This window comes from Pseudomonas sp. PB105, assembly GCF_009764655.1.
Classification (GTDB): Bacteria; Pseudomonadota; Gammaproteobacteria; order Pseudomonadales; family Pseudomonadaceae; genus Aquipseudomonas; species Aquipseudomonas cyclaminis.
In genome coordinates, this window is the sequence record NZ_RWIO01000089.1 from 40,007 (window position 1) to 65,716 (window position 25,710).

27 protein-coding genes are annotated in these 25,710 nt (G+C 61.0%); 15 read left to right on the plus strand and 12 right to left on the minus strand.

The window, feature by feature from the left end; translation table 11 throughout:
• Positions 1-48 precede the first annotated feature (48 nt).
• Positions 49-2,340 (minus strand): beta-glucosidase BglX, encoded by a 2,292-nt coding sequence (gene bglX, locus EJD88_RS21150; protein WP_112193972.1) that lies wholly within the window; start codon positions 2,338-2,340, stop codon positions 49-51.
• A gap of 244 nt (positions 2,341-2,584) precedes the next feature.
• On the opposite strand from bglX, the gene EJD88_RS21155 reads away from it, so the two are divergent.
• The 4 genes from EJD88_RS21155 to EJD88_RS21170 all read left to right on the plus strand — a co-directional run bounded on the left by EJD88_RS21155 (position 2,585) and on the right by EJD88_RS21170 (position 5,947).
• Positions 2,585-3,196: a LemA family protein gene (locus tag EJD88_RS21155; protein ID WP_032888315.1), complete on the plus strand. Its 612-nt coding sequence runs from the start codon at positions 2,585-2,587 to the stop codon at positions 3,194-3,196.
• A 4-nt stretch (positions 3,197-3,200) separates the two neighbouring features.
• A complete protein-coding gene (locus EJD88_RS27405) occupies positions 3,201-3,935 on the plus strand; it encodes a YgcG family protein (protein WP_158878940.1) in 735 nt (244 codons plus the stop codon).
• A gap of 31 nt (positions 3,936-3,966) precedes the next feature.
• The gene (locus EJD88_RS21165) at positions 3,967-4,584 is read left to right on the plus strand and encodes a TPM domain-containing protein (RefSeq protein ID WP_158878941.1); all 618 of its coding nucleotides are present in this window, start codon (positions 3,967-3,969) and stop codon (positions 4,582-4,584) included.
• 145 nt (positions 4,585-4,729) lie between these two features.
• Positions 4,730-5,947, plus strand: coding sequence for an SAM-dependent methyltransferase (locus EJD88_RS21170; RefSeq protein WP_158878942.1), 1,218 nt, complete (start codon positions 4,730-4,732; stop codon positions 5,945-5,947).
• A gap of 103 nt (positions 5,948-6,050) precedes the next feature.
• Here EJD88_RS21170 and EJD88_RS21175 read toward each other — a convergent pair whose 3' ends face one another.
• The 6 genes from EJD88_RS21175 to EJD88_RS21200 all read right to left on the minus strand — a co-directional run bounded on the left by EJD88_RS21175 (position 6,051) and on the right by EJD88_RS21200 (position 13,080).
• A complete protein-coding gene (locus tag EJD88_RS21175; protein ID WP_158878943.1) occupies positions 6,051-6,953 on the minus strand; it encodes a DMT family transporter in 903 nt (300 codons plus the stop codon).
• A 99-nt stretch (positions 6,954-7,052) separates the two neighbouring features.
• Positions 7,053-9,626 (minus strand): TonB-dependent receptor, encoded by a 2,574-nt coding sequence (locus EJD88_RS21180; RefSeq protein ID WP_158878944.1) that lies wholly within the window; start codon positions 9,624-9,626, stop codon positions 7,053-7,055.
• Positions 9,627-9,754: 128 nt separating this feature from the next.
• Positions 9,755-10,723, minus strand: a complete 969-nt coding sequence (locus tag EJD88_RS21185) for a FecR domain-containing protein (protein WP_112193981.1) — start codon at positions 10,721-10,723, stop codon at positions 9,755-9,757.
• A complete protein-coding gene (locus tag EJD88_RS21190; RefSeq protein ID WP_112193983.1) occupies positions 10,720-11,259 on the minus strand; it encodes an RNA polymerase sigma factor in 540 nt (179 codons plus the stop codon). Before EJD88_RS21190 ends, EJD88_RS21185 begins: the two co-directional genes overlap by 4 nt.
• Positions 11,260-11,396: 137 nt before the next feature.
• The gene (locus EJD88_RS21195) at positions 11,397-12,269 is read right to left on the minus strand and encodes a dihydrodipicolinate synthase family protein (RefSeq protein WP_158878945.1); all 873 of its coding nucleotides are present in this window, start codon (positions 12,267-12,269) and stop codon (positions 11,397-11,399) included.
• Between the two features lie 28 nt (positions 12,270-12,297).
• Entirely contained in the window at positions 12,298-13,080 is a 783-nt protein-coding gene (locus EJD88_RS21200; protein ID WP_158878946.1) for an aldolase, read from the minus strand.
• Positions 13,081-13,186: 106 nt separating this feature from the next.
• Between EJD88_RS21200 and EJD88_RS21205 the strand changes: the two genes are divergently transcribed.
• Complete coding sequence (locus EJD88_RS21205; RefSeq protein ID WP_158878947.1) at positions 13,187-13,714, plus strand: helix-turn-helix domain-containing protein; 528 nt, start codon at positions 13,187-13,189, stop codon at positions 13,712-13,714.
• Positions 13,715-13,733: 19 nt separating this feature from the next.
• Here the strand turns inward: EJD88_RS21205 and EJD88_RS21210 are convergent, their stop codons facing one another.
• The gene (locus tag EJD88_RS21210) at positions 13,734-14,750 is read right to left on the minus strand and encodes a DUF4917 family protein (RefSeq protein ID WP_158878948.1); all 1,017 of its coding nucleotides are present in this window, start codon (positions 14,748-14,750) and stop codon (positions 13,734-13,736) included.
• 124 nt (positions 14,751-14,874) lie between these two features.
• Between EJD88_RS21210 and yiaY the strand changes: the two genes are divergently transcribed.
• The 6 genes from yiaY (at position 14,875) to EJD88_RS21240 (ending at position 21,357) form a co-directional block, all read left to right on the plus strand.
• Positions 14,875-16,023 carry an L-threonine dehydrogenase gene (yiaY, locus tag EJD88_RS21215; RefSeq protein ID WP_158878949.1) on the plus strand — a complete coding sequence of 383 codons (1,149 nt, stop codon included), beginning with the start codon at positions 14,875-14,877 and terminating at the stop codon, positions 16,021-16,023.
• Positions 16,024-16,108: 85 nt separating this feature from the next.
• The gene (locus EJD88_RS21220) at positions 16,109-16,783 is read left to right on the plus strand and encodes an NAD(P)H-binding protein (RefSeq protein ID WP_158878950.1); all 675 of its coding nucleotides are present in this window, start codon (positions 16,109-16,111) and stop codon (positions 16,781-16,783) included.
• The gene (locus tag EJD88_RS21225; RefSeq protein ID WP_099587534.1) at positions 16,783-17,736 is read left to right on the plus strand and encodes a LysR family transcriptional regulator; all 954 of its coding nucleotides are present in this window, start codon (positions 16,783-16,785) and stop codon (positions 17,734-17,736) included. Before EJD88_RS21220 ends, EJD88_RS21225 begins: the two co-directional genes overlap by 1 nt.
• Positions 17,737-17,838: 102 nt before the next feature.
• Entirely contained in the window at positions 17,839-19,032 is a 1,194-nt protein-coding gene (locus EJD88_RS21230) for a CaiB/BaiF CoA-transferase family protein (RefSeq protein WP_158878951.1), read from the plus strand.
• The gene (locus EJD88_RS21235) at positions 19,029-19,970 is read left to right on the plus strand and encodes a hydroxymethylglutaryl-CoA lyase (protein WP_099587532.1); all 942 of its coding nucleotides are present in this window, start codon (positions 19,029-19,031) and stop codon (positions 19,968-19,970) included. The genes EJD88_RS21230 and EJD88_RS21235 overlap by 4 nt, the downstream gene beginning before the upstream one ends.
• Positions 19,971-20,028: 58 nt before the next feature.
• Positions 20,029-21,357 carry an MFS transporter gene (locus EJD88_RS21240; protein WP_099587531.1) on the plus strand — a complete coding sequence of 443 codons (1,329 nt, stop codon included), beginning with the start codon at positions 20,029-20,031 and terminating at the stop codon, positions 21,355-21,357.
• Positions 21,358-21,364: 7 nt separating this feature from the next.
• Here the strand turns inward: EJD88_RS21240 and EJD88_RS21245 are convergent, their stop codons facing one another.
• Entirely contained in the window at positions 21,365-21,850 is a 486-nt protein-coding gene (locus EJD88_RS21245; RefSeq protein ID WP_158878952.1) for a DMT family transporter, read from the minus strand.
• Between the two features lie 68 nt (positions 21,851-21,918).
• Here EJD88_RS21245 and EJD88_RS21250 point away from each other — a divergent pair, with 68 nt between their 5' ends.
• Positions 21,919-22,836 carry a LysR family transcriptional regulator gene (locus EJD88_RS21250; RefSeq protein WP_158878953.1) on the plus strand — a complete coding sequence of 306 codons (918 nt, stop codon included), beginning with the start codon at positions 21,919-21,921 and terminating at the stop codon, positions 22,834-22,836.
• Positions 22,837-22,846: 10 nt separating this feature from the next.
• Here the strand turns inward: EJD88_RS21250 and EJD88_RS21255 are convergent, their stop codons facing one another.
• Together EJD88_RS21255 and EJD88_RS21260 are read right to left on the minus strand one after the other, a co-directional pair.
• Positions 22,847-23,131 carry a type II toxin-antitoxin system RelE/ParE family toxin gene (locus EJD88_RS21255; RefSeq protein WP_112193992.1) on the minus strand — a complete coding sequence of 95 codons (285 nt, stop codon included), beginning with the start codon at positions 23,129-23,131 and terminating at the stop codon, positions 22,847-22,849.
• Complete coding sequence (locus tag EJD88_RS21260) at positions 23,121-23,360, minus strand: CopG family ribbon-helix-helix protein (protein WP_112196918.1); 240 nt, start codon at positions 23,358-23,360, stop codon at positions 23,121-23,123. Before EJD88_RS21260 ends, EJD88_RS21255 begins: the two co-directional genes overlap by 11 nt.
• 100 nt (positions 23,361-23,460) lie before the next feature.
• On the opposite strand from EJD88_RS21260, the gene fos reads away from it, so the two are divergent.
• The 3 genes from fos to EJD88_RS21275 all read left to right on the plus strand — a co-directional run bounded on the left by fos (position 23,461) and on the right by EJD88_RS21275 (position 25,213).
• A complete protein-coding gene (gene fos, locus EJD88_RS21265) occupies positions 23,461-23,871 on the plus strand; it encodes a fosfomycin resistance glutathione transferase (protein WP_158878954.1) in 411 nt (136 codons plus the stop codon).
• A gap of 54 nt (positions 23,872-23,925) precedes the next feature.
• Positions 23,926-24,567, plus strand: a complete 642-nt coding sequence (locus tag EJD88_RS21270; RefSeq protein WP_099587525.1) for a LysE family translocator — start codon at positions 23,926-23,928, stop codon at positions 24,565-24,567.
• A gap of 118 nt (positions 24,568-24,685) precedes the next feature.
• A complete protein-coding gene (locus EJD88_RS21275; RefSeq protein WP_016975135.1) occupies positions 24,686-25,213 on the plus strand; it encodes a DUF4142 domain-containing protein in 528 nt (175 codons plus the stop codon).
• A 54-nt stretch (positions 25,214-25,267) separates the two neighbouring features.
• On the opposite strand, the gene EJD88_RS21280 is transcribed toward EJD88_RS21275, so the two are convergent.
• A complete protein-coding gene (locus tag EJD88_RS21280; RefSeq protein WP_099587524.1) occupies positions 25,268-25,693 on the minus strand; it encodes a low affinity iron permease family protein in 426 nt (141 codons plus the stop codon).
• Positions 25,694-25,710: the final 17 nt, after the last annotated feature.

Below are 25,710 nucleotides of genomic sequence, written 5' to 3' on the forward strand. Positions count from 1 at the left end.
TGTGGGAGGGGGCAAGCCCCCTCCCACAGTTTTTTGCGCATTTGAGGTTTAGAGCAGTTCGAAGGTCTGCTGCTGCACATCCTGGGAATCCAGCCCGATCTGCACATTGAACTCACCCGGTTCCGCCGCGAACTTGAGCTGGGTGTTGTAGAACTTCAAATCCTCTTCGGTGATGGTGAAGTGCAAGGTGCGCTCTTCCCCAGCCTTGAGCATGACTTTCTGGAAGTTCTTCAGCTCCTTGATCGGGCGGATCATCGAGCCGGCCACGTCCTGGATATACAACTGCACCACGGTTTCGCCGTCGACCTTGCCGGTGTTCTGCACGGTGACGCTGGCGTCGAGCTTGCCGGTCTTGTTCAGGGTGGTGGACGACAGCGCCATGTCCGACAGGCTGAACGTGGTGTAGCTCAGGCCATACCCAAACGGGAACAGCGGCCCGGTGGTGTCATCGAAGTATTGCGAGGTGTAGTTGCCCGGTTTGCCTGGGGTGAACGGCCGGCCGATGGTCAGGTGGTTGTAGTAAGTCGGAATCTGCCCCACGGAGCGTGGGAAAGTGATCGGCAGTTTGCCCGACGGGTTGTAGTCGCCGAACAGCACATCGGCGATGGCGTTGCCGCCTTCGGTGCCGGCGAACCAGGTTTCCAGGATGGCGTCGGCCTGTTGGTTCTCTTCCAGGATCGACAGCGGGCGACCGTTCATCAGCACCAGTACCAGCGGCTTGCCGGTGGCCTTCAACGCCTTGATCAGGTCGCGCTGGCTTTGCGGGATGTTCAGGTCGGTGCGGCTGGAGGATTCGTGGGACATGCCACGGGACTCGCCCACGGCGGCGACGATCACGTCGGCATCCTTGGCCGCTTTGACCGCTTCATCGATCAGCACCTGCGGCGCGCGCTTGTCATCCACCACTTCCGGGGCATCGAAGTTGAGGAAGTTGAGGTAGTCGACCACGGCCTTGTCGTTGGTGATGTTGGCGCCACGGGCGTAGATGATCTTGCCTTTCTCGCCGATCACCGCATTCAAACCGTCGAGCAGGGTTACCGACTGTTCCGGCTTACCGGCTGCGGCCCAACTGCCCATCATGTCGATCGGCGCCTTGGCCAGCGGGCCGACCAGGGCGATGGTCGCGGATTTTTTCAGTGGCAGGGTGTTGTTCTGGTTTTTCAGCAAGACCAGGCTGCGGCGCGCGATGTCACGGGCCTCGGCGCGGTGCAGGCGGCTGTCGGCGTAGGTGTCGGCCGGGTCATCCTCGGCCTTGCCGATGCGCAGGTACGGGTCCTTGAACAGGCCCATGTCGTACTTGGCGCCGAGCACTTCGCGCACCGCGTTGTCGATGTCGCTTTGCTCGATCTCACCGGACTTGAGCAGCCCCGGCAATTCCTTGCCGTAGAGCGAGTCGTTCATGCTCATGTCGATGCCGGCCTTGATCGCCAGCTTGGCGGCTTCACGCCCGTCCTTGGCCACGCCGTGCTTGATCAGTTCGAAGATCGCACCGTGGTCGCTGACGGCCAGGCCCTTGAAGCCCCAGTCCTTGCGCAGCAGGTCGTTCATCAGCCAGGTGTTGGCGGTGGCGGGCACGCCGTTGATCGAGTTGAGCGCCACCATCACGCCGCCGGAACCGGCCTTGATCGCCGCGTGGTACGGCGGCAGGTAGTCCTGGTACATCTTGACCGGGCTCATGTCGACCACGTTGTAGTCGCGCCCGCCTTCCACCGCGCCGTACAGGGCGAAGTGCTTGACGCTGGCCATGATGCTGTCGGCATTCGCGGGGCTGGCGCCCTGGAAGGCGCGGACCATGACTTCGGCAATGCGCGAGACGAGGTAGGTGTCTTCGCCGAAACCTTCGGAAGTCCGGCCCCAGCGCGGGTCACGGGAGATATCGACCATCGGCGCGAAAGTGATGTCGAGGCTGTCGGCGGCGGCTTCCTGGGCGGCGATGCGCCCGGAGCGGCCGATGGCGTCCATGTCCCAGCTGGAGGCCAGGGCCAGGCTGATTGGGAAGATCGTGCGGTGGCCGTGGATCACGTCATAGGCGAAGAACATCGGGATCTTCAGGCGGCTGCGCATGGCCGCGTCCTGCATCGGCCGGTTTTCCGGGCGGGTGATGGAGTTGAACGTGCCGCCGATGCGGCCGGCGGCGATTTCCTTGCGGATCATCTCGCGGGGCATTTCGGGGCCGATGCTGATCAGGCGCAATTGGCCGATCTTCTCGTCGAGCGTCATCTGCTTGAGCAGGTCGCTGACAAAGGCGTCCTTGTCTTTAAGCGCAGCAGGCTTTGTTTCTGCCCAGGCGGGGTGGGTGGCCAGCGTGGCAACAAGGCCGAGCAAACACAGCTTTTTCATGAATATCCTTTTTCGGCTTACTGCACAGCGAACAGGCGCCGTTCTGCCAAAATGTGGGGAACATATGGTGTTGTTCGAGTGTTATTGCAGAAAATGCACCACACTTCTGAACTCTTATTTGCGCTGGGCATCTTTTTAGCTGAATGATTCGATGCAATCCAGTAGTGGGAGCGGATTATGCCCCAAGCGCGCGGTTTATAGGGTCAGTCGTCACATTCCATCAAGATTGCTCAGGAGAAACACCATGCAAGCAGCACAAGGTTACCGCTGGGGCTTCAAGGCCGCGGCTTTGCTATTGATCAGCACGGTGCTGAGCGGTTGCGGCATCAACACCATCCCCACCCTGGACGAACAGGCCAAAGCCGCCTGGGGCCAGGTGCAGAACCAATACCAACGCCGCGCCGACCTGATCCCCAACCTGGTGGAAGTGGTCAAAGGCTACGCTGCCCATGAGCAAGACACCCTCACTGCGGTGATCGAAGCGCGGGCCAAGGCCACCTCGATCCAAGTGGATGCCAGCACCCTCGACAACCCCGAGAAGCTCAAGCAGTTCCAGCAAGCCCAGGACGGTTTGAGCGGCGCCCTCAGCCGTTTGATGGTGGTGTCCGAGCGCTACCCGGACCTGAAGGCCAACCAGAACTTTCTGGCCCTGCAATCCCAGCTTGAAGGCACCGAAAACCGTATCGCCGTGGCCCGCCGCGACTTTATCCAGGCCGTCCAGGCCTACAACACCGAGATCCGCACCTTCCCAGGTCGCCTGTGGCACAGCGTGATGTACAGCGACTTGCCGATCCGCCAGACGTTTGAAGCCACCAGTGCCGATGCCGATAAAGCGCCGCAAGTGAAGTTCAAGTAAGCCGATGCGCTTATTACGGATAGGCCTGGCGCTGTGGCTGCTGGCCTGCGTCGGGGCGGCCCAGGCGGCGTTGACCTTCCCGGAGTTGACCGGGCGGGTGGTGGACAACGCCCAGATGATCGACCCGGCGGTGCGCGCGCAGTTGACCGAGCAGTTGCAGGCGCTGGAGCAAACGTCCGGCGACCAGATCGTAGTCGTCACCGTGCCCGACCTGCAAGGCGTGCCTATTGAAGACTTCGGTTATCAACTGGGCCGCCACTGGGGCATCGGCCAGAAGGGCAAGGACAATGGCGCGCTGTTGATCGTCGCCCGCGATGAGCGCACATTGCGCATCGAAGTCGGCTATGGCCTGGAAGGCGTGCTGACCGATGCGCAGTCGTGGGTCATCATCAATCAGGTGATCACCCCCAAATTCAAAACCGGCCATTTCAGCCAGGGCATCAGCGATGGCGTGGCCGCGATGATCCAGGTGGTTGGTGGTGAGCCATTGGCCGTGCCGGCCCATGTGGCGGACGCCAACTTTGCCAAGGATAATCCCGGGTTTTCCATTGGTCTCTTTATCCTGCTGATCGGCGTGTTGTGGCTGTGCAACCGTATGGGGCTGCCGGTGGGCGCGATCTTGCTGGCTATTCTCAGCAGCAGCGGACGCGGCGGCGGGGGAGGCGGTGGCGGTGGCGGCGGTGGTTTCCGGGGCGGCGGTGGCGGCTTCGGCGGCGGCGGCGCTTCAGGTGGCTGGTGATGACAATAACTAGAAAAGAGCATGTACAACCATGGCATTACTGACTGAACACGAGCAACGCCAAGTCGCCGAGGCGATTGCCCGGGTCGAGCAACAGACCGACGCCGAGCTGGTCACCGTGCTGGCCGCGCGTGCCGACGATTACGCCTACATCCCGTTGTTGTGGGCCAGCCTGATCGCCTTGGTGGTGCCGGGTGTGGTGCATTACCTGTCGGGCTACCTGACCATGTACACCTTGTTATTGGCCCAGTGGCTGACCTTCATTGTGCTGTGCCTGGTGTTTCGTTTGCCCAAGGTGACCACGCGGCTGATTCCGCGCTCGGTGCGCCACTGGCGGGCGTCCAACCTGGCGCGCCGGCAGTTTCTGGAGCAGAACCTGCACCACACGTTGGGCAGTACCGGTGTGCTGATTTTTGTCTGTGAGGCCGAGCGTTACGTGGAAATCCTGGTGGATGACGGCATTTCCAAACGCCTGGATGACAGCAGTTGGGATGCCATCGTCAAGACGTTTACCCAGCAGGTGAAGCAGGGGCAGACGTTGGCCGGGTTCATCTCCTGTATCGAAGCGTGTGGCGAGTTGTTGAAGGTGCATGTACCGGTGACGCAAGCCCGGAATGAACTGCCCAACCGTCTGGTCGTACTCGAATAACCCAGGCGCCGCTGAACAACAATGTGGGAAGGGGCTTGCCCTCCCACATTTGGATCTGTGTTGACCACTGGTCAAATAACCCCGTGCCCTAAACCTCTATCCCCCCTAAAATGCCCGGCATTCTTAGCCCGAGGCGTTTTTGTTCATGTCCGTCACCGCTCAACCTGCCAGCCCCGCGCCGGATCATCACGCCCAGTTCATCGAACTGCTGGACACGAGCCTCGCGCAGAACGCCTTTATCAAGCTGGTGCTGGCCAAGTACGTTGGTGAGGAAGCCGAGCTGCAACGGCTGATCATCAAGCCCGTGACGGTCAAGGAGCAGGCGTGCCTGTCCTTCGTCTACCGCTACAAGACCCGCGACATCACCAAGAACTTCCCGCTGGCCGATGGCGTGGCGGCGATTGCCGAGCTGCTGCCGGCCTCGTTCAAGAACGCGCATTTGCTGTCGCTGACCGACGAAGCCCAGTTGGAATACAGCAAGAAGAACAAAAGCTCGCTGTTCAAAAGCAAGCCCCAGCAACTGCGTGAGGCACCTTCGGCCGAGCACAACCGCGAGAAGCATCGCTTCCTCGATCTGAGCCGGCCGTTTCTCGCCGACCTGGGCGTGACCGACGCCAGGCAGGCGCTGATCCCATCGATGTCGCGCAAGTGGAAGCAGATCAACAAGTTCATTGAAGTGTTCAGCCATGCGCTGACCTCGTCACCGCTCAAGCTGGACCAACCGGTGCGCGTTGCCGACTTCGGTTCGGGCAAGGGCTACCTCACGTTTGCGATCCACGATTACCTGCGCAACACCCTCCAGGCCGAAGGTGAAGTTACCGGTGTGGAACTGCGCGAAGACATGGTGACCCTGTGCAACACCGCTGCCGCACGCCTGGAACACCCGGGGCTGGTGTTCAAATGCGGCGATGTACGCAGCGTGGCACCGAGCGAACTGGACGTGATGATCGCGCTGCACGCGTGCGATATCGCCACCGACTATGCGATCCACACCGGCATCCGCTCCGGCGCGTCGATTATCATGTGTTCGCCGTGCTGCCATAAGCAGATCCGCTTGCAGATCCAGAGCCCGGTGCTGCTCAAGCCGATGCTGCAATACGGTTTGCACCTGGGCCAGCAGGCGGAAATGGTCACTGACAGTTTGCGCGCATTGTTCCTTGAAGCCTGTGGTTACGAGACCAAGGTGTTTGAGTTCATCTCCCTGGACCACACCAACAAGAACAAGATGATCCTCGCGGTCAAGCGCGCGGAGCCGGTGGACAATGCGCAGTTGCTGGAGAAGATTCAGCAGTTGAAGGCGTTCTACCAGATCACCGAACACTGCCTGGAAACCCTGCTGCGCGCCGACGGCTACCTGAAGTAGCCTTCTCTACACAACCCCCGTAGCAGCTGCCGAGCCCTGGCGAGGCTGCGTAGCGGTGTGTCAGGCACGCCGCAGACGCAGTCTCGCCAAAGCTCGGCAGCTGCTACGACGAGGTTGCAGGCTTGACGACTGGGGCCGGTTGCACGGATGTCCTGCGCCCCAGCATCACCGTCACAATCACCCCGCACGCAAACACCCACGTAGTCGGCTCGATATGTTCCCCAAAGAACAACGCCGAAAACGCGATGGTGAAGAAGATCTGCAACAGCTGAATCTGGCTGACCCGCGCAATACCGCCCATGGCCAACCCGGCGTACCAGGCAAAGAACCCCAGGAACTGCGAGAACAGCGACACATAGCCAAACGCCCACCAGGTGCGCATGGAAATCGCGCCTTGATGTTGCGCCGCCAGGTACCACACCGGTCCGATCAACACCGGCGTCGACAGCACCAACGCCCAGCAGATCACCTGCCAGCCGCCCATCTCCTTGGCCAACCGGCCGCCTTCGGCATACCCCAGGCCACCCACGGCAATCGCGCCGAGCATCAGCAAATCACCCGCCTGGATACTGCCGGCGCCGGTGATCAACGCATAACTCAATACCAACGCACTGCCCAATGCGGCGCAGGCCCAGAAGGCTTTGGACGGTCGCTCGTGGGACAGCCACGCCGCATACAGCGCCACGCACAGCGGTTGCAGGCCGTTGACCAGCGCGCCATGGGACGCCGGCAGGGTTTGCATGGCCCAGGCCGACAGCACCGGAAAGCCAAGAATGACGCCCGCGATCACCAGGCACAGCCCGCGCACTTGGCGCCAGGTGGGCCAGCGCTCGCGACGCCACAGCAACAGCGCCGCCGCCGGGACCGCCGCGAACAAGGCACGGCCCAGGCCGTTGAGCAGCGGGTGGATCTCCTGCACCACGATACGGGTGAAGGGCAGGGTCAGGCTGAAGATGATGACGCCCAGCAGGCCGAGGGCCATGCCGGTGTTTTCACGCGATCTCATGGGGGTACCGAAATCCAGAGGGCTTCAAGGGAAGCCCATCTAGCCACAACCCCCGTCGAATGCGGGCCTACAGCTGGGTACGGAATTATCCGTACAGTTTTAGAAGAAGCGTGTGACGCTGATCTTGGCGTTGCGCCCTTCGCTGTAGGCACGGTCGCCGCTGAGTGCCGGCCGGTAGTTGTTGTTAAGCAGGTTGTCGACAGTGAAGTTGACTTCGGTGCCTTTGAGGCCGGCCTGTTGGGGTTTCCAATTGGCGAACAGGCCCATGCTGCCGTAGGACGGGTTGGCGTATTGGTCATAGAACGTGTCGCCCACCGAGCTGTTCAAGGCGCTTGAGTATTTATCGCTGGGCAGGCGGTCGGTCTTGCGCACGAACTGCGCCGTCCAGCCGAATTGGGCGTTCCAGGCGGGGATCTTGTTGCCCATCATCAACACCCATTTGGCTGGTGGAATGTCCCGGGCCCAGACGTGGATGTCGGTGGCCCACGGGTTGGTGTAGGGGTTGTCGCGTTTGCCGGTAGCGTAGGAGTAACTCACCGAGCCGAACAGATAGGTCGAGTCGTAGTAGGCCTCAAGCTCAAAACCCTTGATCGTCATGCCACCGACGTTGCGGTAGTTGGTCTTGGCGGCCATGTCGGCGCTGGTGCAGACGCGGTCGATGCCCCCCACTGCGGTGTTCTGACGGTCACAGCCGATGCCCGTTGCCTTGAAAATCTCGTCTTCGATGCGGTTGTGGAACAGCGTCGCACGCAGTTGCAGGTTGTCGTCACGGCCGATGAGGTTGGAGAAATTGGTGACGTTGCCCGCGGTTATGGCGGTGATGCGCTCCGGGTTGAGATTAAGGCTGGTGGACGTGCGGCTGCCCAAGCCCTGGACTTCGTACTGTTCGTCGATCACCGGGGCGCGCCAGGTTTTGTTCCAACTGGCGAACATCGCCACGTCCGGCGTGATGTTCCAATAGGCCGCCAGGCGGGGTGACCAACCGGTGTAGGTGCGGTCGCTGTAGTCATGCCCGATGGAGGGATCGGGGTTGCTGTAGTACGGCGCGTCGTTGGCTTCGCCACGGTTGCGCACGTGGTCATAGCGCAGGGAGGGGGTGATGGTCACGTCGCCGAGGGTCACGGCGTCCTGCAGGTAGAACGCGTTGGTGTCGACTTTGCCATGGGGCATGAAGTACGGCTGGAAGTGGCCGTAGTTGTACTTGGCGGTGTTGTAGGTTGCGCCGGGCATCCAGCTTTCGGTTTCACGCTTATGCTTGCGAATCTGCACGCCGCTGGTCACGGCATGTTCCAGCGGGCCGGTGCTGAACAGGCTGATGTTGCGCAGTTCCAGAATCTTGTCGCCGTAGGCGGTGTCCATCTTGCGCCCACCCGTGGCCAGGGAGAACGACGCATCGGCGTTGCGCTCATCGGTCTGGTCGGTATGAGACACCGAATAGCTGAGCTTCATGTCGATCAGTGGGTTGTCCAGCGGCTGGTAGAGGTACTTGCCCGAGTACGTGGTATCGATGGTTTCCCGATTGGCGAGGAAGCGTTTCAATGCACCCTCGTAGCCATAGCGGTCAATCGCCGACTGCAGCGGCGGGGTGGGATAGCTTTTGGCCGAGAATGGCGTCCAGCGCCGGCTGTTGGAGCGCGAGTACGACAAGCCTGCGCTGTGTTCATCAGTGAAGTGGGCGTTGAGCTTGAACAACTTACCGTCCACATTCTGTGCGCTGTTGGGCAGGCGCTTGGGATTGATCGGGTACTCATTGCGGGGATCCGGCGGCGTGCCGGCCAGCTTCATGTCACCCCCATCGCGCTGGGTCAGGTAGGCGAGAGCGTCGAAGCGGCCATCGTCGGTGCGCCCGTAAACGGCCGAGCTGTAGACCTGCTCGTGATCGTTGCTGGCGTAGCCATACTTGAGCATGGCGCCGGCGTTGCGGCCGTCCTCCAGCATGTCGGGAGCATCTTTGGTCTCCATGATGATCGAGCCGCCGAAGCCACCGTTGCCGGTGAAGGCCGAGTAGGGGCCTTTTTCCACCTCGACGCTCTTGATCAGCTCAGGCTCGATAAACACGGTGCCTTGCTGATATCGCTCAAAGCCGCTTTTGGTGGCGCCATCCACCGACATCGGCACGTCTTCGGCCTCACCCATGCCACGGATATTGATGGTCTGGCCTCCGGGCTTGGACGAGCCACCCATAAATACACCCGGCAGGTTTTGCAGCAGCGCGGGGACGTTGTTGGGCTGAAAGCGGTCGATATCCGCCTGCTTCATGGTAGAGCGGCCGACGGTGCTGGAGTCGACCTGGGTGCCAGTGCCGATCACGCTCAGGGCATCCAGTTGCACGGCGCCGCTGCTGGTGGTCCTGGCCTCTTCGGGCTTGACCACGTAGGTACTGCCCACCTTGATCAAGGTAAACGCAGCGTTTTTCAGCAGGGTGCGAATCGCCACTTCCGGGGTGAAATCACCTTTGAGCGCCGGTGCCTGTACGTTCTTGAGCAGCGTTTCATCGAACAGCAACTGGATTTTCGCCTGCTGCGCCACCTGGCTCAGGGAGGTGGCCAGCGACTGGGCGGGCAGGTGCAGGGTGAGCGACTCGGCCTGGGCACTGAGGCTGAAGGCCAGGCAGCTGGCAATAAGGGTTGGTCGCAGAAACAGATGCGTAGCGTGGCAAGGCGCGCGAAACATGAAATCCCCCAGTGTGGCCAAATGGCCGAAAATGCGTGCGTATCAAACGCAGACCGGAGGAAGACGGGGCTGGCCAAAAAAACCACACCTGCGAATGAAAAATATTCTCAAGTGTGGTTTTGGCTGGCTTACTTGCTCGGTTCTATCCGGACAATGCCGTCGGCCGACGCCACGGTTTTCACCGGCAGCAGGGCGGGCAGGGCATTGAGCAGGGCGTCGGGGTCATTCACATCAAGATTGCCCGACACTGTCAGGTGGGCCACGGCGTTGCTCACCTGCAACGGCGCCTGGGGGCGGTACAGGCTCAGTTCATCGATCAGGCTGACCAGTTCGCGGTTGCGAAACGACAAGTGCCCGCTGCGCCAGTCGGCCACTTCTTCAGCCGTGAGGGTTTGCTGCTGCAAGGTGCCTTTGGTGTAGCTATAGCTGGCGCGTTGCCGGGCGCCGAGCAGGGTGACGGGGCTTTTGGTGTCCGGTTCGAACGCGACCTGGCCGTGGGCGACGCTGACCACCAGTTGCTGCTGGCTGCGTCGCACGTCAAAACCGGTGCCGACCACCCGCACAGTGGCCGCGCCGGCCCGCACGAACAGCGGGCGCTCCTTGTCGGCAGCCACCTCGATGTACAACTGGCCCTTGTCCAGGTGCACGATGCGTTGGTGCGCATTGAAGTCCACGCGCAGTTGAGTATTGGCATTCACGTACAACGTACTGCCATCCGGCAGATTCACGGTGCGCATGCCCTTGGCATGGGCAGCGACCTGGGTGTGATAGAGCTCACGCGGCGCGCCGATATGCGTGGCCAGCACCGCGCACAGCAATGCGGCGGCCACCGCCAGCGCAGGGCGCCATACCGATGGTTTGCGCTTGGGCAGCGCCACGGGTTTGTTCAGTTGCTGCAACTGGGCCAGGTCCGCCCACAGTTGCTCGAATTCGGCATAGGCGCGGGCATGGGCCGGTTCGGCCACCCAGGCGGCAAACGCCCGGCGGTCGGCGCGGTCGGTGTCGTTGCGGTTGCGCGCAAACCAGCTGGCGGCCTGGGCGTCGATGGCGTCGCTATCGTCGATATCCAGGTCGTCGGTGTCGCTCAGGCGGTTCATTCTGGCTGCTCCGTGCCGGGGTCGTTTTGAAGGCGTCGCTTGCAATGCAGCAGGGCAAAGGCGATGTGCTTTTCCACCATACTGGTCGAAATGCCCATGCGTTCTGCAATCTGCGCCTGGCTCAGGCCTTCGAAGCGGTGCAGCATAAGGGCTTCTCGCCTGCGGGGCGAGAGTTCGGCGAGGACTTCTTTCAACTGTTCCAGGCGTTGCAAGCGTTGCGCGGCGGCCATGGGATCGTTTTGCTCGTCGGTGACAGGTTCGACGTCCATGGCGGCCTGATCTTGATGGACGGTGTGTCGTACCTTCTGTTTGCGCCAGTGATCACGCAGCAGGTTGCGTGCCATCTGGAACAGAAACGCTCGGGGCTGCTCGACCTTGGCGCGGTCGCGGTAGTCCAGCCATTGGGTAAAGACATCCTGGGTCATGTCCGCCGCGTCGCTGGCGTTGTCCGTGCGTTTACGCAGGAAATACAGAATATCCGTATAAAACGCGCGAAAGGCATCGGCCGACACCGGGTCGGGCTTGGGACGAGACATGGATATCCTTCTTGACGAAGCACGACGTGGGAAAAGTCGTGAATGATATCGAGAACTATTGTCATTTGTCTCTATTTGAAGGATCTACTCTCTTTAAAATGTGGGAGGGAGGCCCCGCCCCACACTGGATCGCCGCGTCAGCGCAGCAGCGTCGTCAGCTGTTCAATCCCCGCTTCACCCAAGGGGAACACCGGCAGCCGCGGATCACCCACCTCCAATCCGGTCAACCGCAGCCCAGCCTTGATCGTCGCCGGCAACCCGCCCTTGAGGATAAATTCCAGCAGTGGCAACTGACGATAAAACAGTTCACGTGCGAGGGTCAGGTCATTGGCCAATACAGCGTTATACAAATCCAGGTTGAGCTGCGGGATCAGGTTCGGCGCCGCCGTGCACCAACCCTTGGCACCCGCCGCGAAGGCTTCCAGCGCCAGCGGGTTGCAGCCGTTGTAGAACGGCACATCACTGTGACGATGCAACTGGTGCATACGCTGAATATCCCCGGTGCTTTCCTTGACCATGGTCACGTTCTCGACCTGCTTGAGGATGCGCAGGATCAGTTCCACCGACATGTCCGTGCCACTGGTGGCCGGATTGTTGTAGAGCATGATCGGCACACCGACGCTGTCGCCGATCGCCGCGTAGTGGGCGAGAATTTCCGCCTCGCTGAGTTTCCAGTACGAGGCCGGCAGCACCATCACCCCATCGGCGCCGTTGGCCTCGGCGTAACGGGCGCGGCGCACAGCTTTGGCGGTGGTCAGGTCGGACACGCTGACAATGGTCGGCACGCGCCGGGCGATTTTTGCGAGGCTGTAGGCGCTGACTTCGTCCCACTCGGCATCGCTTAGATACGCGCCTTCGCCGGTGCTGCCCAGCGGCGCAATGGCATGCACGCCGCTGTCGATCAGACGGTCGATGGAGCGGCCGAGGGCGCCGAGGTCGATGCTTTGACCGTCAGCGCTGAACGGTGTGATGGTGTAGCCGATGATGCCGTGAAGAGTGGGGCTGGACATGGATAATCTCCGGTCTGAGAGGGGCGGGTCAGTTCAAGCAATCGGCGTGTTGGCGCAGGTTCTGCCGGGCGTAATAGTTGAACGCGGCGCCATGGCGCTTGGGTCGGGCAATCCAGTCATGGGCCTCGCGGCCCAGCGCTGGCAGGATCGGCTTGATAGTGCCCGCCGCCATCGCCAGCAGCTGCAATTTGGCGGCGCGCTCGATCAACTGGGCGATTACGCAGGCCTCCTCGATACTCGCCCCGGTGGACAGTTGACCGTGGTGCGAGAGCAAAATCGCGCGCTTGTCGCCGAGCGCCGTGGTGATGATATCGCCTTCCTCATTGCCCACCGGCACGCCTGGCCAGGCTTCCAGGAAGGCGCAGTCTTCGTACAGCGGGCAAAGGTCCATGTGGGACACCTGCAGCGGCACTTCGAGCATCGACAACGCCGCGATATGGGTGGGGTGCGTGTGGATGATGCAGTTCACATCCGGCCGGCCACGGTAGACCCAGCTGTGGAAACGGTTGGCCGGGTTGGGGATGCCGTGACCTTCCAGCACTTCAAGGTCCTCGTTCACCAGCAACAGGTTGCTGGCGGTGATCTCATCAAAACCCAGGCCCAATGGTTGGGTGTAATAGGTGCCTGGCGTGGGGCCGCGTGCGGTGATCTGCCCGGCCAGGCCGGAGTCGTGGCCGTTTTCGAACAGGATGCGGCAGGTGAGCGCCAGCTTTTGCCGGTCGGTCCACGTATTATCCGCCAGGCTGTTTTGCATCTGATTCAGTGCGTGCTTGACCAGTTGGTCTTTGGGGAGTGCTAATGTCTTGGCCATATCGGTGTCCTTTGGGTTAGAGCAAATGACACTAAAGATGCTATATGACACTTTGTGTCATTAGCAAGCACAGCTTATCGTTTTCTGCATGGATTACCCGCAGCGCATGTCTATCCGTTTGAAATTATTAAGGAAAAAACTTGGCGTGACCTTGGAGACCCTGGCTGAAAAATCCGGGATGACCAAGAGTTACCTGTCCAAGGTCGAGCGCGGGCTCAACACGCCGTCCATTGCCGCCGCGTTGAAACTGGCCAAGGCGTTGAACGTGAACGTCGAGGAATTGTTCAGCGAGGATCGCGTCAGCCTCGACAGCTACAGCCTGGTGCGCAGTCACGAGCGGCCCGATACCACGCCGGGTTACGCGGTGCTGGCCCATCAAGTCAGCGAGCGCAGCTTGCTGCCGTTCATCATTTACCCGCCGGCGGAGTTCAGCGACAAGACCTTCAAGGAGCATCTGGGGGAGGAGTTTCTGTTCGTGCATGAAGGCGCGGTAGAGGTGGACTTCATGAACGAACGGGTGATTTTGCAGCGAGGCGATGCGTTGCACTTCAACGCGCAAAAGCCGCACCGGCTTCGTTCGGTGGGGGACGTGCAGGCGCAGTTGCTGGTGGTGGTGCACAGCGCGGAAGAATAATTACGATCCGAATTTTTGATCAGCGTTCGACAGGGACGGACAGTGCTGCATTCCCCAGCGGATGCGTGCGCGCCGCAAAAAACTTCAGCGCCACATCGCTGCCATCAAACAACTCGGAATACCGCCGCTTCTGCTGGCGGATAAACCCTTCACTGCGGCCCGACACCGAGATCGCCAGCGTGCTCACATTGGCCTGGCGAATCGCGTCCACCAAGTGCTGATCCTGCGGCCCCAGACCGTGCCCGAAGATGCACAGCGCGCCCTCGTGAGTCAGCAATTGCTCATAGCAGAACGACAGGTAATCCGAACTGCGGATGGTCTTGAGCTTCTCCTCCATCTTGCCTTCGCTGACAAACAGCGGCACATCGTCCAGGGTCTTGATCGTGTTGTTGATGGCAAAGCTGCTGAGCAAGGTGCTGTCGGTCGTCGGCAGTTTGCGCGCAGTGCCGTCGAGGTTGCGCACCAGGTGCAGGCCGCCGTGCAGGTACAGGATGCGTGTGGCGTCGGTGCGGGTGTTGCGCAGGTCGAAGCTGGCGTCGGCGTTGCGAAACAGGTCGTCGATGCCCGGCGTGTGCAGGATCGCCCAGTAGTTGAGCAGATCGTAGTTACTGGTAAACACAGTGGCATAACCGGCCAGTTCCGTATTGATCGCTGCCAGTGTCGATGGCTGCACCAGGCGCCACGGGATATGCACCGCGTGGATGGTGTTGATCAACGCTTCCTTGATCGCGTAGTAGCGATTGCGCGGTGCCGCCGAGCTGACTGCCAAGGCCTTGTTGACCCGGCTGGTGGTTTTCAGCGCGCCCAGGGCTTGCTCGAAACTGCGGGTTTGCAGGGCGTCGAACACGCTGAGTTCAGAGGGGCTCAGGGGTTTTTCTTCGACGGTGCGGGCGTTTTCAAACAGCGAGTCGTAGGCAAAGTCTTCCCAAATCGTACGACTCGCGCCGTTGCCGATCAGAATCCCAGTGAAGTCGATGGCGCTGCGCAGGGCGCTCCAGTCTTCAAGGTGGGCGTCAATATCCTGGAAATCCTTCATTGCGGCGGGCTACTCGAAATCGGCTGGGCGGTGACTTTATCACGAGCGGGCGTTGATCCTGATCAAGATGCCGCAGGCCAGTGAGGTCGATGCTGTAGGCATAAACGTTATCCGAGGATTCGCCATGAGCAGCACCTTCTTCATTCCTGCCGTCAACATCATGGGCACCGATTGCCTCGACGAAGCCATGAACGCTATCCGCAACTACGGTTTTCGCAAGGCGCTCATCGTCACCGACGCCGGCCTGGCCAAGGCGGGCGTGGCCAGCATGATCGCCGAAAAACTGGCGATGCAGGACATTGACTCGGTGATCTACGACGGCGCCAAGCCCAACCCCAACGTGGAAAACGTTGAGAAAGGCCTGGCGTTGTTGCAGCACAGTGCGTGTGATTTTGTGGTGTCGCTGGGCGGCGGCTCGCCCCATGACTGCGCCAAGGGGATTGCCCTGTGTGCCACCAACGGCGGGCATATCGGCGACTACGAAGGCGTCGATCAGTCGGCCAAGCCACAACTGCCGCTGGTCGCCATCAACACCACCGCCGGCACTGCCAGCGAGATGACGCGCTTTTGCATCATCACCGACGAAACCCGCCACGTGAAAATGGCCATCGTTGACCGCAACGTCACGCCGCTGCTGTCGGTCAACGACCCATCGCTGATGGTCGGCATGCCCAAGGGGCTCACCGCCGCCACCGGCATGGACGCCCTGACCCACGCCATCGAAGCCTACGTCTCCACCGCCGCCACGCCGATCACCGATGCCTGCGCGATCAAGGCCATCGAACTGATCAGCGCCAACTTGCGCCTGGCCGTACGCGACGGCAGCGATAAGGTCGCGCGGGAAAACATGGCTTACGCGCAGTTCCTCGCCGGCATGGCCTTCAACAACGCATCCCTGGGCTTTGTGCACGCCATGGCCCACCAGTTGGGCGGTTTCTACGACCTGCCCCACGGCGTGTGCAATGCGGTGCTGCTGCCCCATGTGCAAAGCTTCAACGCCAGCGTCAGCGCCAAACGCTTGAGCGACGTGGGCCGCGCACTGGGTGCCGAGATCAAGGGCATCACCGCAGAAGAGGGCGCCCAAGCCGCCATCGCCGCCATCCGCAGCCTGGCCCAGGACGTTGAAATCCCCGCTGGCCTGCGTGAACTGGGCGCCAAGTTGCAGGACATTCCGCTGCTGGCGGCCAATGCGTTGAAGGATGCGTGTGGACTGACCAACCCACGGCGCGCGGATCAGCGTCAGATTGAGGAGATTTTTCGCAGCGCGTTTTGAATAGGGGCAGTGGCAAGCGGCAAGCGTTAAGCTACAAGTCGAATGCGTTTAACTTGAGCTTGCGGCTTGCCGCTGAGGTCCCCTTATGAGAGTTCTGTTATTCGGCGCCACCGGCATGGTCGGCCAAGGTGTTCTGCGTGAATGCCTGTTGGCTGCCGACGTGCAGGAAATCGTCGCCGTTGGCCGCACGCCACTGACCCAGGAACACGGCAAGCTGCATCAGGTATTGCACGGTGACATGCTGGATTTCCAACCCCTGGAAAACCTGCTGCAAGGTTTTGATGCGTGCTTCTTCTGCCTCGGCGTGTCTTCGGCCGGCATGAATGAAACCAGGTACACCCATCTCACCTATGACTTGACTCTCGTCGCTGCCAGCACCTTGGCGCGGCTCAATCCGCAGATGACGTTTATCTATGTGTCCGGCGCCGGTACCGACAGCTCCGAGGCGGGCAAGTCGATGTGGGCGCGGGTCAAGGGCAAGACCGAGAACGCCTTGCTGCGCTTGCCGTTCAAGGCGGTGTACCTGTTCCGGCCGGGGATTATCCAGCCATTGCACGGTGTGCGCTCGAAGACGCCGTTGTACCAGGCCTTCTATTCTGTGCTGGGGCCGGCGCTCTCGTTTGTGCGCCGGGTCAAACCGAGCTGGGTGGTGAGTACCGAGACCGTTGGGCGGGCGATGTTGCAGGCGGTGAGCCACGGCGCGCCGCAAGCGGTGGTAGAGCAGGGCGAGATCCACCGTCTGGCTGCCGAGCGTCGCTGATGTTGCACAAGAGCCTGGTGCGTCGCCTGGACCTGATCACCCTGCAGCTGTTTGTCGCGGTGTTCGAAGAAGGCACTTTGACCCGTGCCGCTGCCCGTGAGGCCATTGCGGTATCGGCCGCCAGCAAGCGCCTGATGGAACTGGAGCACGTGTTGGGCGTAAGCCTGTTTGTGCGCCGGGCCAAGGGCATGGACCTGACGGCCGCTGGCGAAACGCTGTTGCACCATGCACGGCAGATGCTGTTCAACGTCGAGAAGATGGGCCTGGAACTGGGCGAACACAGCCACGGTGTGCGCGGTTATGTGCGGATGTTGGCCAATCTTTCGGCGATCATTCAGTTCCTTCCTGAAGATTTGCGCGATTTTTCCGAGCTGCATCCCGAAGTGAAAACCGATCTGGAAGAGCGCCCCAGTACCGGCGTGGTGCAGGGCGTGCTGGACGGCGTCGCGGACCTGGGTATCTGCTCGTGCGACACAGACACCAAAGGCTTGCCCAGCGTGACCTATCGGCTCGACAAACTGGTGGTGCTGATGCCGGCGGATCATCCGTTGGGAGCGCGCCAGAGCGTGGCGTTCGCCGAAACCCTGGACAGCGACTACGTCGGCCTGCACGCCGCGAGCTCAATCAACATGCGTACCCACGCCGCTGCGCGTGAGGCCGGCAAGATGCTGCGCCTGCGTATCCATGTGCCGGGCTTTGATGCGATGTGCCGGATGGTCCAGGCCAATATGGGCATCGGTATCCTGCCGCACAAGGCCTACGAATTGTTTGGGCGCGCACTGGGTTTGCACGCGGTGCCGTTGACGGACAGTTGGTCTGATCGCCGTTTGATCCTGGTGGTGCGCGACGAAGCGCAATTGTCGCCAGTGAGTCGGCTGTTGTTCGATTACCTGAGTCTCTCGATGCCTTCCCTGGAGCAGCCTGCCAGCCTGGTCCTACGGAAAATTCGCTGAGCGTTCGCTTTTCGCGAACGCTCCTTGCCAACTGACGGTTGGATTTCTTCCGCCCCCGTCCTCTAGCCTTGGTCCACATTCCAAGAATAAGAGGTACACCCCATGACGGCTCCCCTGAGCGGTATCAAGGTGATCGAGATCGGTACCTTGATTGCCGCGCCGTTCGCCGCACGGTTGATGGCCGAGTTTGGCGCCGAGGTGATCAAGATCGAATCCCTCGGCCAGGGCGATCCGCTTCGTAAATGGCGAAAGCTGCACAACGGCACGTCGCTGTGGTGGTACCTGCAATCACGCAACAAGAAGTCGTTGGCGCTGGACCTCAAGTCCACGCAAGGCCTGGGCCTGATCAAGCAACTGCTTGGCGACGCCGACGTGCTCATCGAAAACCTGCGCCCCGGCGGCCTGGAAAAAATCGGCCTGGGCTGGGACGTGCTGCACGCACTCAACCCCAAGCTGACCCTGGTGCGCATCTCCGGCTACGGGCAGACGGGCCCTTACCGCGACCGTCCGGGTTTCGGCGCTATCGGCGAGGCCATGGGCGGCATTCGCTACACCACGGGCAACCCGGATTCGCCACCGGCGCGAGTGGGGGTGAGCCTGGGCGATTCCCTCGCGTCCCTGCACGCAGTGATCGGCACCTTGATGTCGTTGCTGCGGGTCAAGACCGGCCAGGGCGATGGGCAGATTGTCGACGTGTCCCTGGCTGAAAGCGTGTTCAACCTGATGGAAAGCCTCGTGCCGGAATACGACATGCTCGGTCATGTGCGCGAACGCAGCGGCGGGGCCTTGCCCGGCATTGCACCGTCCAATACCTACCTCACCGCCGATGGCGCCTATGTGGTGATTGCCGGCAACAGTGACCCGATCTACAAGCGGCTGATGACCACCATCGGCCGTATCGATCTGGCCGAAGCCCCCGAGTTTGCCCACAACGATGGGCGTGCGGCGCAGAGCGGCCTGCTGGATGCGGCGATTACCCACTGGACCAGCAGCCTGCCCATCGAGCAGGTGCTCAGCGCTCTGGAAGCGGCGCAAGTACCGGCCGGGCGTATCTATTCGGTGGCGGATATCGTCAGCGACCCTCACTACCAGGCACGTGACATGCTGCTCGACGCCGAGCTGCCTGGCGGCGTTTCGGTGAAGATGCCGGGCATTGTGCCCAAACTCTCGCAAACCCCCGGCGGTGTAAATTGGTCGGGCCCGGCCCTGGGCCAGCACACTGACGACATTCTCACCGGGCTGGGCCTCACCGGCGCCGATATTCAACGCCTGAAAACCACCGGAGTGGTGCAATGATCACTGATTATTCCGACCCGCTGATCGTGCAGGAAGTGTCCCCGCGCGATGGCTTGCAGATCGAACCGACCTGGGTCGAGACCGCCGATAAGATCGCGCTGATTGACCGGTTGTCACTTGCCGGTTTTTCGCGGATCGAGGCCGGTTCGTTCGTCTCACCCAAGGCTATCCCTGCGCTGCGCGATGGCGAGCTGGTGTTCCAGGGTATCGAGCGCAAAGCCGGTGTGATCTACGTGGCGCTGATCCCCAACCTCAAGGGCGCCGAGCGCGCCATCGCGTCTCGCGCCGATGAGCTGAACCTGGTGATGTCCGCCAGTCAGACCCACAACCTGGCCAATATGCGCATGCGCTGCGAAGCATCGTTGGCAGCATTTGCCGACATCGTCAGCTTTGCCGCCGAGCATCCGGTGCGCCTCAACGGCAGTATCGCCACCACCTTTGGTTGCCCGTTCGAAGGCAAGGTCGACGAAGACCGCGTGCTGCAGATCGTTGACGCCTATCGCAAGTTGGGCATTCAGGGCATCAGCCTGGCTGACACCACCGGCATGGCCAACCCCCGTCAGGTGCAACGCCTGGTCAAGCGCGTGCTGGAGCGCATTCCCGCCAGTGACCTGACCCTGCATTTCCACAACACCCGCGGCCTGGGGTTGTGCAATGTACTGGCCGCTTACGAGGCCGGTGCCCGTCGTTTTGATGCGGCGCTTGGCGGCCTTGGCGGCTGCCCGTTTGCGCCGGGGGCCTCGGGCAATATCTGTACCGAAGACCTGGTCAACCTGTGTGAGGAAGTCGGGATTCACACCGGGATCGACTTGGCGCACCTGCTGGACATGTCCCGGCGCCTGCCGGCGCTGTTGGGCCATGAGTTGCCCGGTCAACTGGCCAAGGCCGGGCGCAATGGTGATTTGCATCCACCCCCGGCTTACATCGCCACGTTGTAACGCCTGCCAGACAACAAAAACAATCGGACGCCTGTGAGCAGTCCGCTGGAGAAGCACAATGAGCACTAATACGTTAGAGGCCGGCGCGCGCCCGGCCGGTGAAGTCGATCCCATCAAAGCCGTGGTCAAGAAGGTCGCCTGGCGCCTGATGCCACTGATCATGGTCTGCTACCTGTTTGCGTTTTTTGACCGCATCAACATCAGCTTCGCCAAGTTCCAACTGCAAGCCGACCTGGGCCTGAGCAACACCGCCTATGGCCTGGGCGCGGGGCTGTTCGTGATCGGTTACGTGATCTTCGAAGTGCCGAGCAACATGATGCTCTACAAGGTCGGTGCGCGCCGCTGGATTGCGCGGATCATGGTGTCCTGGGGCCTGGCCACGGCGGCCATGGTATTTGTCACGGCCGAATGGCAGTTCTATGCACTGCGCTTTGTGATCGGCGCGATGGAGGCCGGGTTTGCCCCTGGCGTGCTGTACTACCTGACGCTGTGGTTCCCCCAGGATTTCCGTGGGCGGATTACTTCCTTGCTGTTCCTGGCCTCTGCGTTCGCCGGGCTGGTGGGCGCGCCGTTCTCCGGCCTGGTGCTGGAGCACTTGGACGGCGTGCTGCAGATGCGCGGCTGGCACTGGTTGTTCCTGCTTGGCGGCTTGCCGTGTATAGGGCTGGCGTGGATGGTGCTGACGCAATTCAAGGATCGCATCGAAGATGCACCTTGGCTGAGCGCCGAGGAAAAAACCTTGCTGTCCAGCCGTATCGCCGTGCACGAAGTGCACAAGAAAGGCTCGTTGCTCCAGGCCCTGCGCATTCCGGGTTTCCTGATGCTGGGGCTGATCTACTTTCTGATTCAGGTGGCATCCTACGGCCTCAATTTCTGGGCTCCGCAATTGATCCGCAGTGCGGGGGTCGAAAGCCCGGTGGTGATTGGCTTGCTGACGGCCATTCCTTACATCTGCGGGGCGATCACCATGGTCCTTGTGGGGCGTTGGTCGGATGCCACGGGTGAGCGGCGCAAGTTCGTCAGCGGGCTGGTGGCGTTGGGCGCTGTAGGGTTCTTCTGTGCAGGGATCTTTGATAACCACACCACGTTCCTGATCATCGCCCTGGGCCTGCTGGGCGCGGGGATTATCGCGTCGATCCCGACCTTCTGGACCCTGCCGCCCAAACTGCTGGCGGGCGCGGGTGCCGGGGCGGCTGGCGGGATTGCGCTGATCAACACGTTGGGGCAGTTGGGCGGCATCGTCAGCCCGGTCATGGTGGGGCGCATCAAGGACATCACGGGCAGTACCACGCCGGCGCTTTATGTCATCGCTGTGTGCGCCTTGATTGCCGCAGCACTGTTGCTGTGGGGTTTGCCACACAAGCTGCGTACGTCCGACAAGCGCTGACGGTATTTCACGCGGCAGCCAGGGCTTTGGCTGGTGCGCCGCTGAATTGAATCAGCGCCACCCCACCTATCAACAACAACGCCCCAAGCACCCGGGGCGTTGTCAGTTGACGCTCCACCAGGCCAAACAGCCCGAAGTGGTCGAGCAGCAGCGATGCAATCAGTTGCCCCGTCAACGCCAGGGCAATGAACCCGGATGCCCCCAGCTTGGGCAGCAGCATCAGCGCCAGGGAAATAAAGCACACGCCAAACGCGCCACCGGCCCACATCCATAACGGCGCCTGGGTAATGAATGCCAGGCTCGGCAAGGGCAGGCGCAGGGCGATGATCACCGGCAGCAGCACGATAATGCTCACCAGCAGCGATGCCAGGGTGGCCCACAATGGATGGCCCAGCCCGCGCCCGAGGTTGGCATTGATTGCACTCTGAAACGGCACCACCGCCCCGGCGATTACCGCCAGCGCCAATAAACCCAGCCATTGCAACGTTGTCATTTGGTATCTCCCAGAGGTTTTGCTGGACTCTAGGCTATTCGTCGCGCAAATTTAAATTCCTAGTTCTTATGCTGGATATGCAGCTGATGAATGATCTGCGCCGCATCGACCTCAACCTGTTGGTGATCCTCGACGCCTTGCTCAGCGAGCAACACGTTACCCGCGCCGCCGAGCGCCTGCACCTGAGCCAGCCGGCGGTCAGCCATGCGCTGGCGCGGTTGCGGGATGTGTTGGGGGATCCGTTGCTGGTGCGCCATGGCGGCGCGCTGGTGCCCACTGCGCGTGCGTTGGAATTGGCCGCACCGCTGGCCGAAGCCCTGGCCCAGGTGCAGGCGTTGCTGGCGCCGAATTGTTTTGATCCGGCGTCGGCCAAGCGCCGGTTTCGTGTGGCGATGTCGGACTACAGCGCGGCGATTTTCCTACCGGGATTGGTCCGCGTTCTGCGTCGTGAGGCGCCGGGCATCGACCTGCAAGTCATCCAGGCCAGCCGTGAAGGCATGGTCGACGGTGTGCTCAATGGCGACCTTGACCTGGCCGCCGGTGTGTTCCCCGACATGCCCGCCGAACTGCGCACCACGCGCTTGTTCGAAGAGCACTACACCTGCCTGGTGGACCGTAACAGCCTGCCGCCGGACGGCACACTCGACCTGCCCACCTACCTCTCGCGCCCCCACGTGCTGCTGGAAATGCGCGGCAGCGGCACGCCGGAAATCGAACGCGCGCTGACGGCGATTCGTCAGCGGCGGCATGTGGCGATCAGCCTGCCGCATTGGGGCGTGGCGCCGCAATTGATCGAGGGCACGGACCTGATCCTGACCGTATCGTCGCGGGGCTTGCGCGCTGTCGAGCATCCGCACTTATTGGCCGTAGCGCCGCCGTTTCATATTCCATCGTTTGCGTTTGAGCTGGCGTGGCATGCGCGGCGGGGAGGGGATTCGGGGTTGCAGTGGTTGATGGGGCAGGTGCGCAGAGTTTTACAAGACTGAATAAGGATCGCTACCAAGACGCGGGTGGCTGACGACGGGTATGGAAAATCCGCATGACCTGCAACCGCCCCTCTCGAATGCGGTAGGGAACGATATAAGGCCATCGAGGCACCACCCATTCGCGAGTACCGGATACTCGGCCCTCTTTCCCCATTGCGGGAAATTGCGCGATGTTCTCAAGGCCGCTCAAAATTGCCTGGACGAACTCATAGGCCGCTTTGGGATTTTCTTCGGCAATGAAGGCCGCTTCGTCGTCAAGGTTCCTGAGGGCTACCCTCAGCCACTCAACCTGCATTGTTGCGCCATTTGTCGGCGATAGCTTTTACCTCTGCTGCCGTTGCGAAGTCACCCGCATCAGCTTCTTTGAGGGCTTTTTGAATTTCTTCAATTTGCCAGGCTTCGCGCGTCAAGTATTCGCGTAACGCATCAACTGCGAGAAAGGATTTGCTGCGCCCGGTGGCCTTGGCAAGACTGGCAAGCGTATCGGCGATTTCTTCCGGTATGCGTAGGGACATAACAGACATATATATCTCGATGTAGTGATGTGTAGTGAAACATACTACCTTGTCATCATGCTTGCAGTTTGCACCGTTCGTCAGAGTCATTATGGTCTAGGACATCTTCATGCTTACAGGACTCAATCACCTAACGTTGGCTGTCACTGATTTGCACCGTAGCCTGTGCTTTTACCATGACCTGCTGGGGCTTCGGCTTGATGCCACTTGGAGCAACGGCGCCTATCTCTCATTGCCGGGTTTATGGTTATGCTTGTCTCTGGACCCGCTGCGCGTCTCGACGCCTGCACCTGATTACACCCACTTTGCATTTACCACCGATGCGGGCGATTTCGCTGCACTGGTTGAGCGCTTGAGGGCTGCCGGTGTTCAGGAGTGGCGCGACAATCGTAGTGAAGGCGCCTCGTTCTACTTCCTTGACCCCGATGGACACAAGCTCGAAGCCCATGTAGGTGATCTGGCATCGCGTCTGCAGGCCTGTCGACAGAAGGCCTATCCAGGAATGCAGTTTTACCCCTAGCACCGGAACATACAGAATCCATCCAACTCACAGTCTTTTTTCAGAGTCGCCTTCATGACCCTATCCCTGCTGCTCGCCGTACTCGCCTCGGGTTTTATCTATGGCATTACACCTGGCCCTGGGGTGTTGGCCGTGTTCGGTATCGGTGCCGCCCGTGGTCGCCGCGCCGGGGCAGGTTTTCTGTGCGGGCATCTGCTGGGCGATGTGGTGTGGTGCAGCACCGCGTTGATCGCCATTGTCGGTGCGCGGGAAGTGGGCAGCACTGCGTTTGATGTGCTGGGCGTGCTCAGCGGCCTGTATCTGTTCTGGCTTGGCTGGCGGGCCATCCGCACGCAACGGCGCAGCAGTGACGACCCTCAGGGCGCTGCGCGGCATCCGTTCTGGCACGGGATTGTGTTCGGCCTGACTAATCCGAAAGCCTACCCGGTGGCGGTCGCGACCTTCACTGCGTTGCTGTCCAGCCGCGCCGAGTTGCTGACCTGGTCGATGCTGCCGTCGCTGATCTTCCTGAGCTTCGTTGGCGGTCTGCTGGCCTATGCAATCCTGATCGGCGTGGTCGGCGCCCAACGTGTACGCACGGTGTATCAGCGTCATGAAGTCCTCATCACCAAGCTCTGTGGCGTGATGTTTATCGGCTTCGCCATCAATGCGCTGGCCCATGCGGTGCCAGGCCTGTTCGCCAGCAAACCGGCATGACATGTCGACGACCGTTCGTCGCGTCGGCAAGTTTTTTCTAAACCTTTACCGCCCTGAAAATTCGAATTCAGGGCGGGGTGTGTTCCCCGTCCTAATTTATGCCCTGGAGGAACCCCTCATGAGCCGCATGGCTATCCGGTTACGCACCGCCAGTTTCGCGATGCTGCTGGGCCTCGGCGCCAGCAATGCTTTCGCCCAGTCGCCTGCTGAATTCATCGAGCAGGCCTCGGCCAAAGGAATGGCCGATATCGAGACCAGCCGCATGGCCCACGCGAAAACCTCGTCCCAGGAAATCAAGGACTACACCATCGAGGTGATCAACGAGCGCACCCTGGCCAATCAGCACTTGGCAGCCATCGCCAAGAAGCTCGATCTGCCCGTGGCGCCACGTGAGAAAATTGTCGACAAAGCCGAGACCCTGATGCCCGAGCTCAAGGACGGCGACTCGTTCGACGCCGCCTATACCGCACAACAGGTCAAGGAAAACGAAGACGCTATTGCACTGTTCAAACAGGAAGGCGCCGCGTCGGATGTACCGGAAATAAAAGCGTTGGTCGATGAGACACTGCCAAAATTGGAAGAGCGCCTGCAGAAGGCCCGCGCCTTGGCGTCGACTTATGGCAAAGGTCATCAAGGCGACGGTTAAGGTCGTCACCTGAATTGAAAAACGGCGGTTGGATCCTCTCCAACCGCCGTTTTTTTATGCCTGGTTCAGATCGGTTTTAGTGGGCGCCGCGTCGTCGGCAGCGTGGCCGCAACTGCTGTTCAGGTTCAGGGTGCCGGCGTTGCCAATGCTGCGGTATTCCTGGCGCAGTTTTTCCAGCTCTTTGCGGTCCAGACCATCCAGGCTGAGTACGGCGTTCTGTGCATCTTTGGACACGCGCAGCAGCTCGTCGATCTTGATATGCAGGATATCGTTGTCGCGGTTCTGGGTGTTCTGGATCAGGAACACCATCAGGAAGGTGATGATGGTGGTCGAGGTGTTGATGATCAGCTGCCAGGTGTCGTTGTAGTGGAAATACGGCCCGCTCAGGCTCCACGCCAGGATCAATGCCGTCGCTGCGTAGAAGGTGCGGGGGCTGCCTGCCCAGCGGGACAGGGATTGCGAGACTGTGGAGAATTTCATGACCGTTTTCCTGGAGT

What these genes read in the sequence shown, in the direction of transcription:
- EJD88_RS21245 (WP_158878952.1), bottom strand. Translation starts at nt 21,850, where the DNA reads ATGACAACGTTGCAATGGCTGGGTTTATTGGCGCTGGCGGTAATCGCC.
- EJD88_RS21270 (WP_099587525.1), top strand. Translation starts at nt 23,926, where the DNA reads ATGACCCTATCCCTGCTGCTCGCCGTACTCGCCTCGGGTTTTATCTAT.
- EJD88_RS21230 (WP_158878951.1), top strand. Translation starts at nt 17,839, where the DNA reads ATGACGGCTCCCCTGAGCGGTATCAAGGTGATCGAGATCGGTACCTTG.
- EJD88_RS21205 (WP_158878947.1), top strand. Translation starts at nt 13,187, where the DNA reads ATGTCTATCCGTTTGAAATTATTAAGGAAAAAACTTGGCGTGACCTTG.
- fos (WP_158878954.1), top strand. Translation starts at nt 23,461, where the DNA reads ATGCTTACAGGACTCAATCACCTAACGTTGGCTGTCACTGATTTGCAC.
- EJD88_RS21195 (WP_158878945.1), bottom strand. Translation starts at nt 12,269, where the DNA reads ATGTCCAGCCCCACTCTTCACGGCATCATCGGCTACACCATCACACCG.
- yiaY (WP_158878949.1), top strand. Translation starts at nt 14,875, where the DNA reads ATGAGCAGCACCTTCTTCATTCCTGCCGTCAACATCATGGGCACCGAT.
- EJD88_RS21200 (WP_158878946.1), bottom strand. Translation starts at nt 13,080, where the DNA reads ATGGCCAAGACATTAGCACTCCCCAAAGACCAACTGGTCAAGCACGCA.
- EJD88_RS27405 (WP_158878940.1), top strand. Translation starts at nt 3,201, where the DNA reads ATGCGCTTATTACGGATAGGCCTGGCGCTGTGGCTGCTGGCCTGCGTC.
- EJD88_RS21180 (WP_158878944.1), bottom strand. Translation starts at nt 9,626, where the DNA reads ATGTTTCGCGCGCCTTGCCACGCTACGCATCTGTTTCTGCGACCAACC.
- EJD88_RS21225 (WP_099587534.1), top strand. Translation starts at nt 16,783, where the DNA reads ATGTTGCACAAGAGCCTGGTGCGTCGCCTGGACCTGATCACCCTGCAG.
- EJD88_RS21190 (WP_112193983.1), bottom strand. Translation starts at nt 11,259, where the DNA reads ATGTCTCGTCCCAAGCCCGACCCGGTGTCGGCCGATGCCTTTCGCGCG.
- EJD88_RS21220 (WP_158878950.1), top strand. Translation starts at nt 16,109, where the DNA reads ATGAGAGTTCTGTTATTCGGCGCCACCGGCATGGTCGGCCAAGGTGTT.
- EJD88_RS21275 (WP_016975135.1), top strand. Translation starts at nt 24,686, where the DNA reads ATGAGCCGCATGGCTATCCGGTTACGCACCGCCAGTTTCGCGATGCTG.
- EJD88_RS21155 (WP_032888315.1), top strand. Translation starts at nt 2,585, where the DNA reads ATGCAAGCAGCACAAGGTTACCGCTGGGGCTTCAAGGCCGCGGCTTTG.
- EJD88_RS21210 (WP_158878948.1), bottom strand. Translation starts at nt 14,750, where the DNA reads ATGAAGGATTTCCAGGATATTGACGCCCACCTTGAAGACTGGAGCGCC.
- EJD88_RS21280 (WP_099587524.1), bottom strand. Translation starts at nt 25,693, where the DNA reads ATGAAATTCTCCACAGTCTCGCAATCCCTGTCCCGCTGGGCAGGCAGC.
- EJD88_RS21240 (WP_099587531.1), top strand. Translation starts at nt 20,029, where the DNA reads ATGAGCACTAATACGTTAGAGGCCGGCGCGCGCCCGGCCGGTGAAGTC.
- EJD88_RS21250 (WP_158878953.1), top strand. Translation starts at nt 21,919, where the DNA reads ATGCTGGATATGCAGCTGATGAATGATCTGCGCCGCATCGACCTCAAC.
- bglX (WP_112193972.1), bottom strand. Translation starts at nt 2,340, where the DNA reads ATGAAAAAGCTGTGTTTGCTCGGCCTTGTTGCCACGCTGGCCACCCAC.
- EJD88_RS21235 (WP_099587532.1), top strand. Translation starts at nt 19,029, where the DNA reads ATGATCACTGATTATTCCGACCCGCTGATCGTGCAGGAAGTGTCCCCG.
- EJD88_RS21170 (WP_158878942.1), top strand. Translation starts at nt 4,730, where the DNA reads ATGTCCGTCACCGCTCAACCTGCCAGCCCCGCGCCGGATCATCACGCC.
- EJD88_RS21185 (WP_112193981.1), bottom strand. Translation starts at nt 10,723, where the DNA reads ATGAACCGCCTGAGCGACACCGACGACCTGGATATCGACGATAGCGAC.
- EJD88_RS21260 (WP_112196918.1), bottom strand. Translation starts at nt 23,360, where the DNA reads ATGTCTGTTATGTCCCTACGCATACCGGAAGAAATCGCCGATACGCTT.
- EJD88_RS21175 (WP_158878943.1), bottom strand. Translation starts at nt 6,953, where the DNA reads ATGAGATCGCGTGAAAACACCGGCATGGCCCTCGGCCTGCTGGGCGTC.
- EJD88_RS21165 (WP_158878941.1), top strand. Translation starts at nt 3,967, where the DNA reads ATGGCATTACTGACTGAACACGAGCAACGCCAAGTCGCCGAGGCGATT.
- EJD88_RS21255 (WP_112193992.1), bottom strand. Translation starts at nt 23,131, where the DNA reads ATGCAGGTTGAGTGGCTGAGGGTAGCCCTCAGGAACCTTGACGACGAA.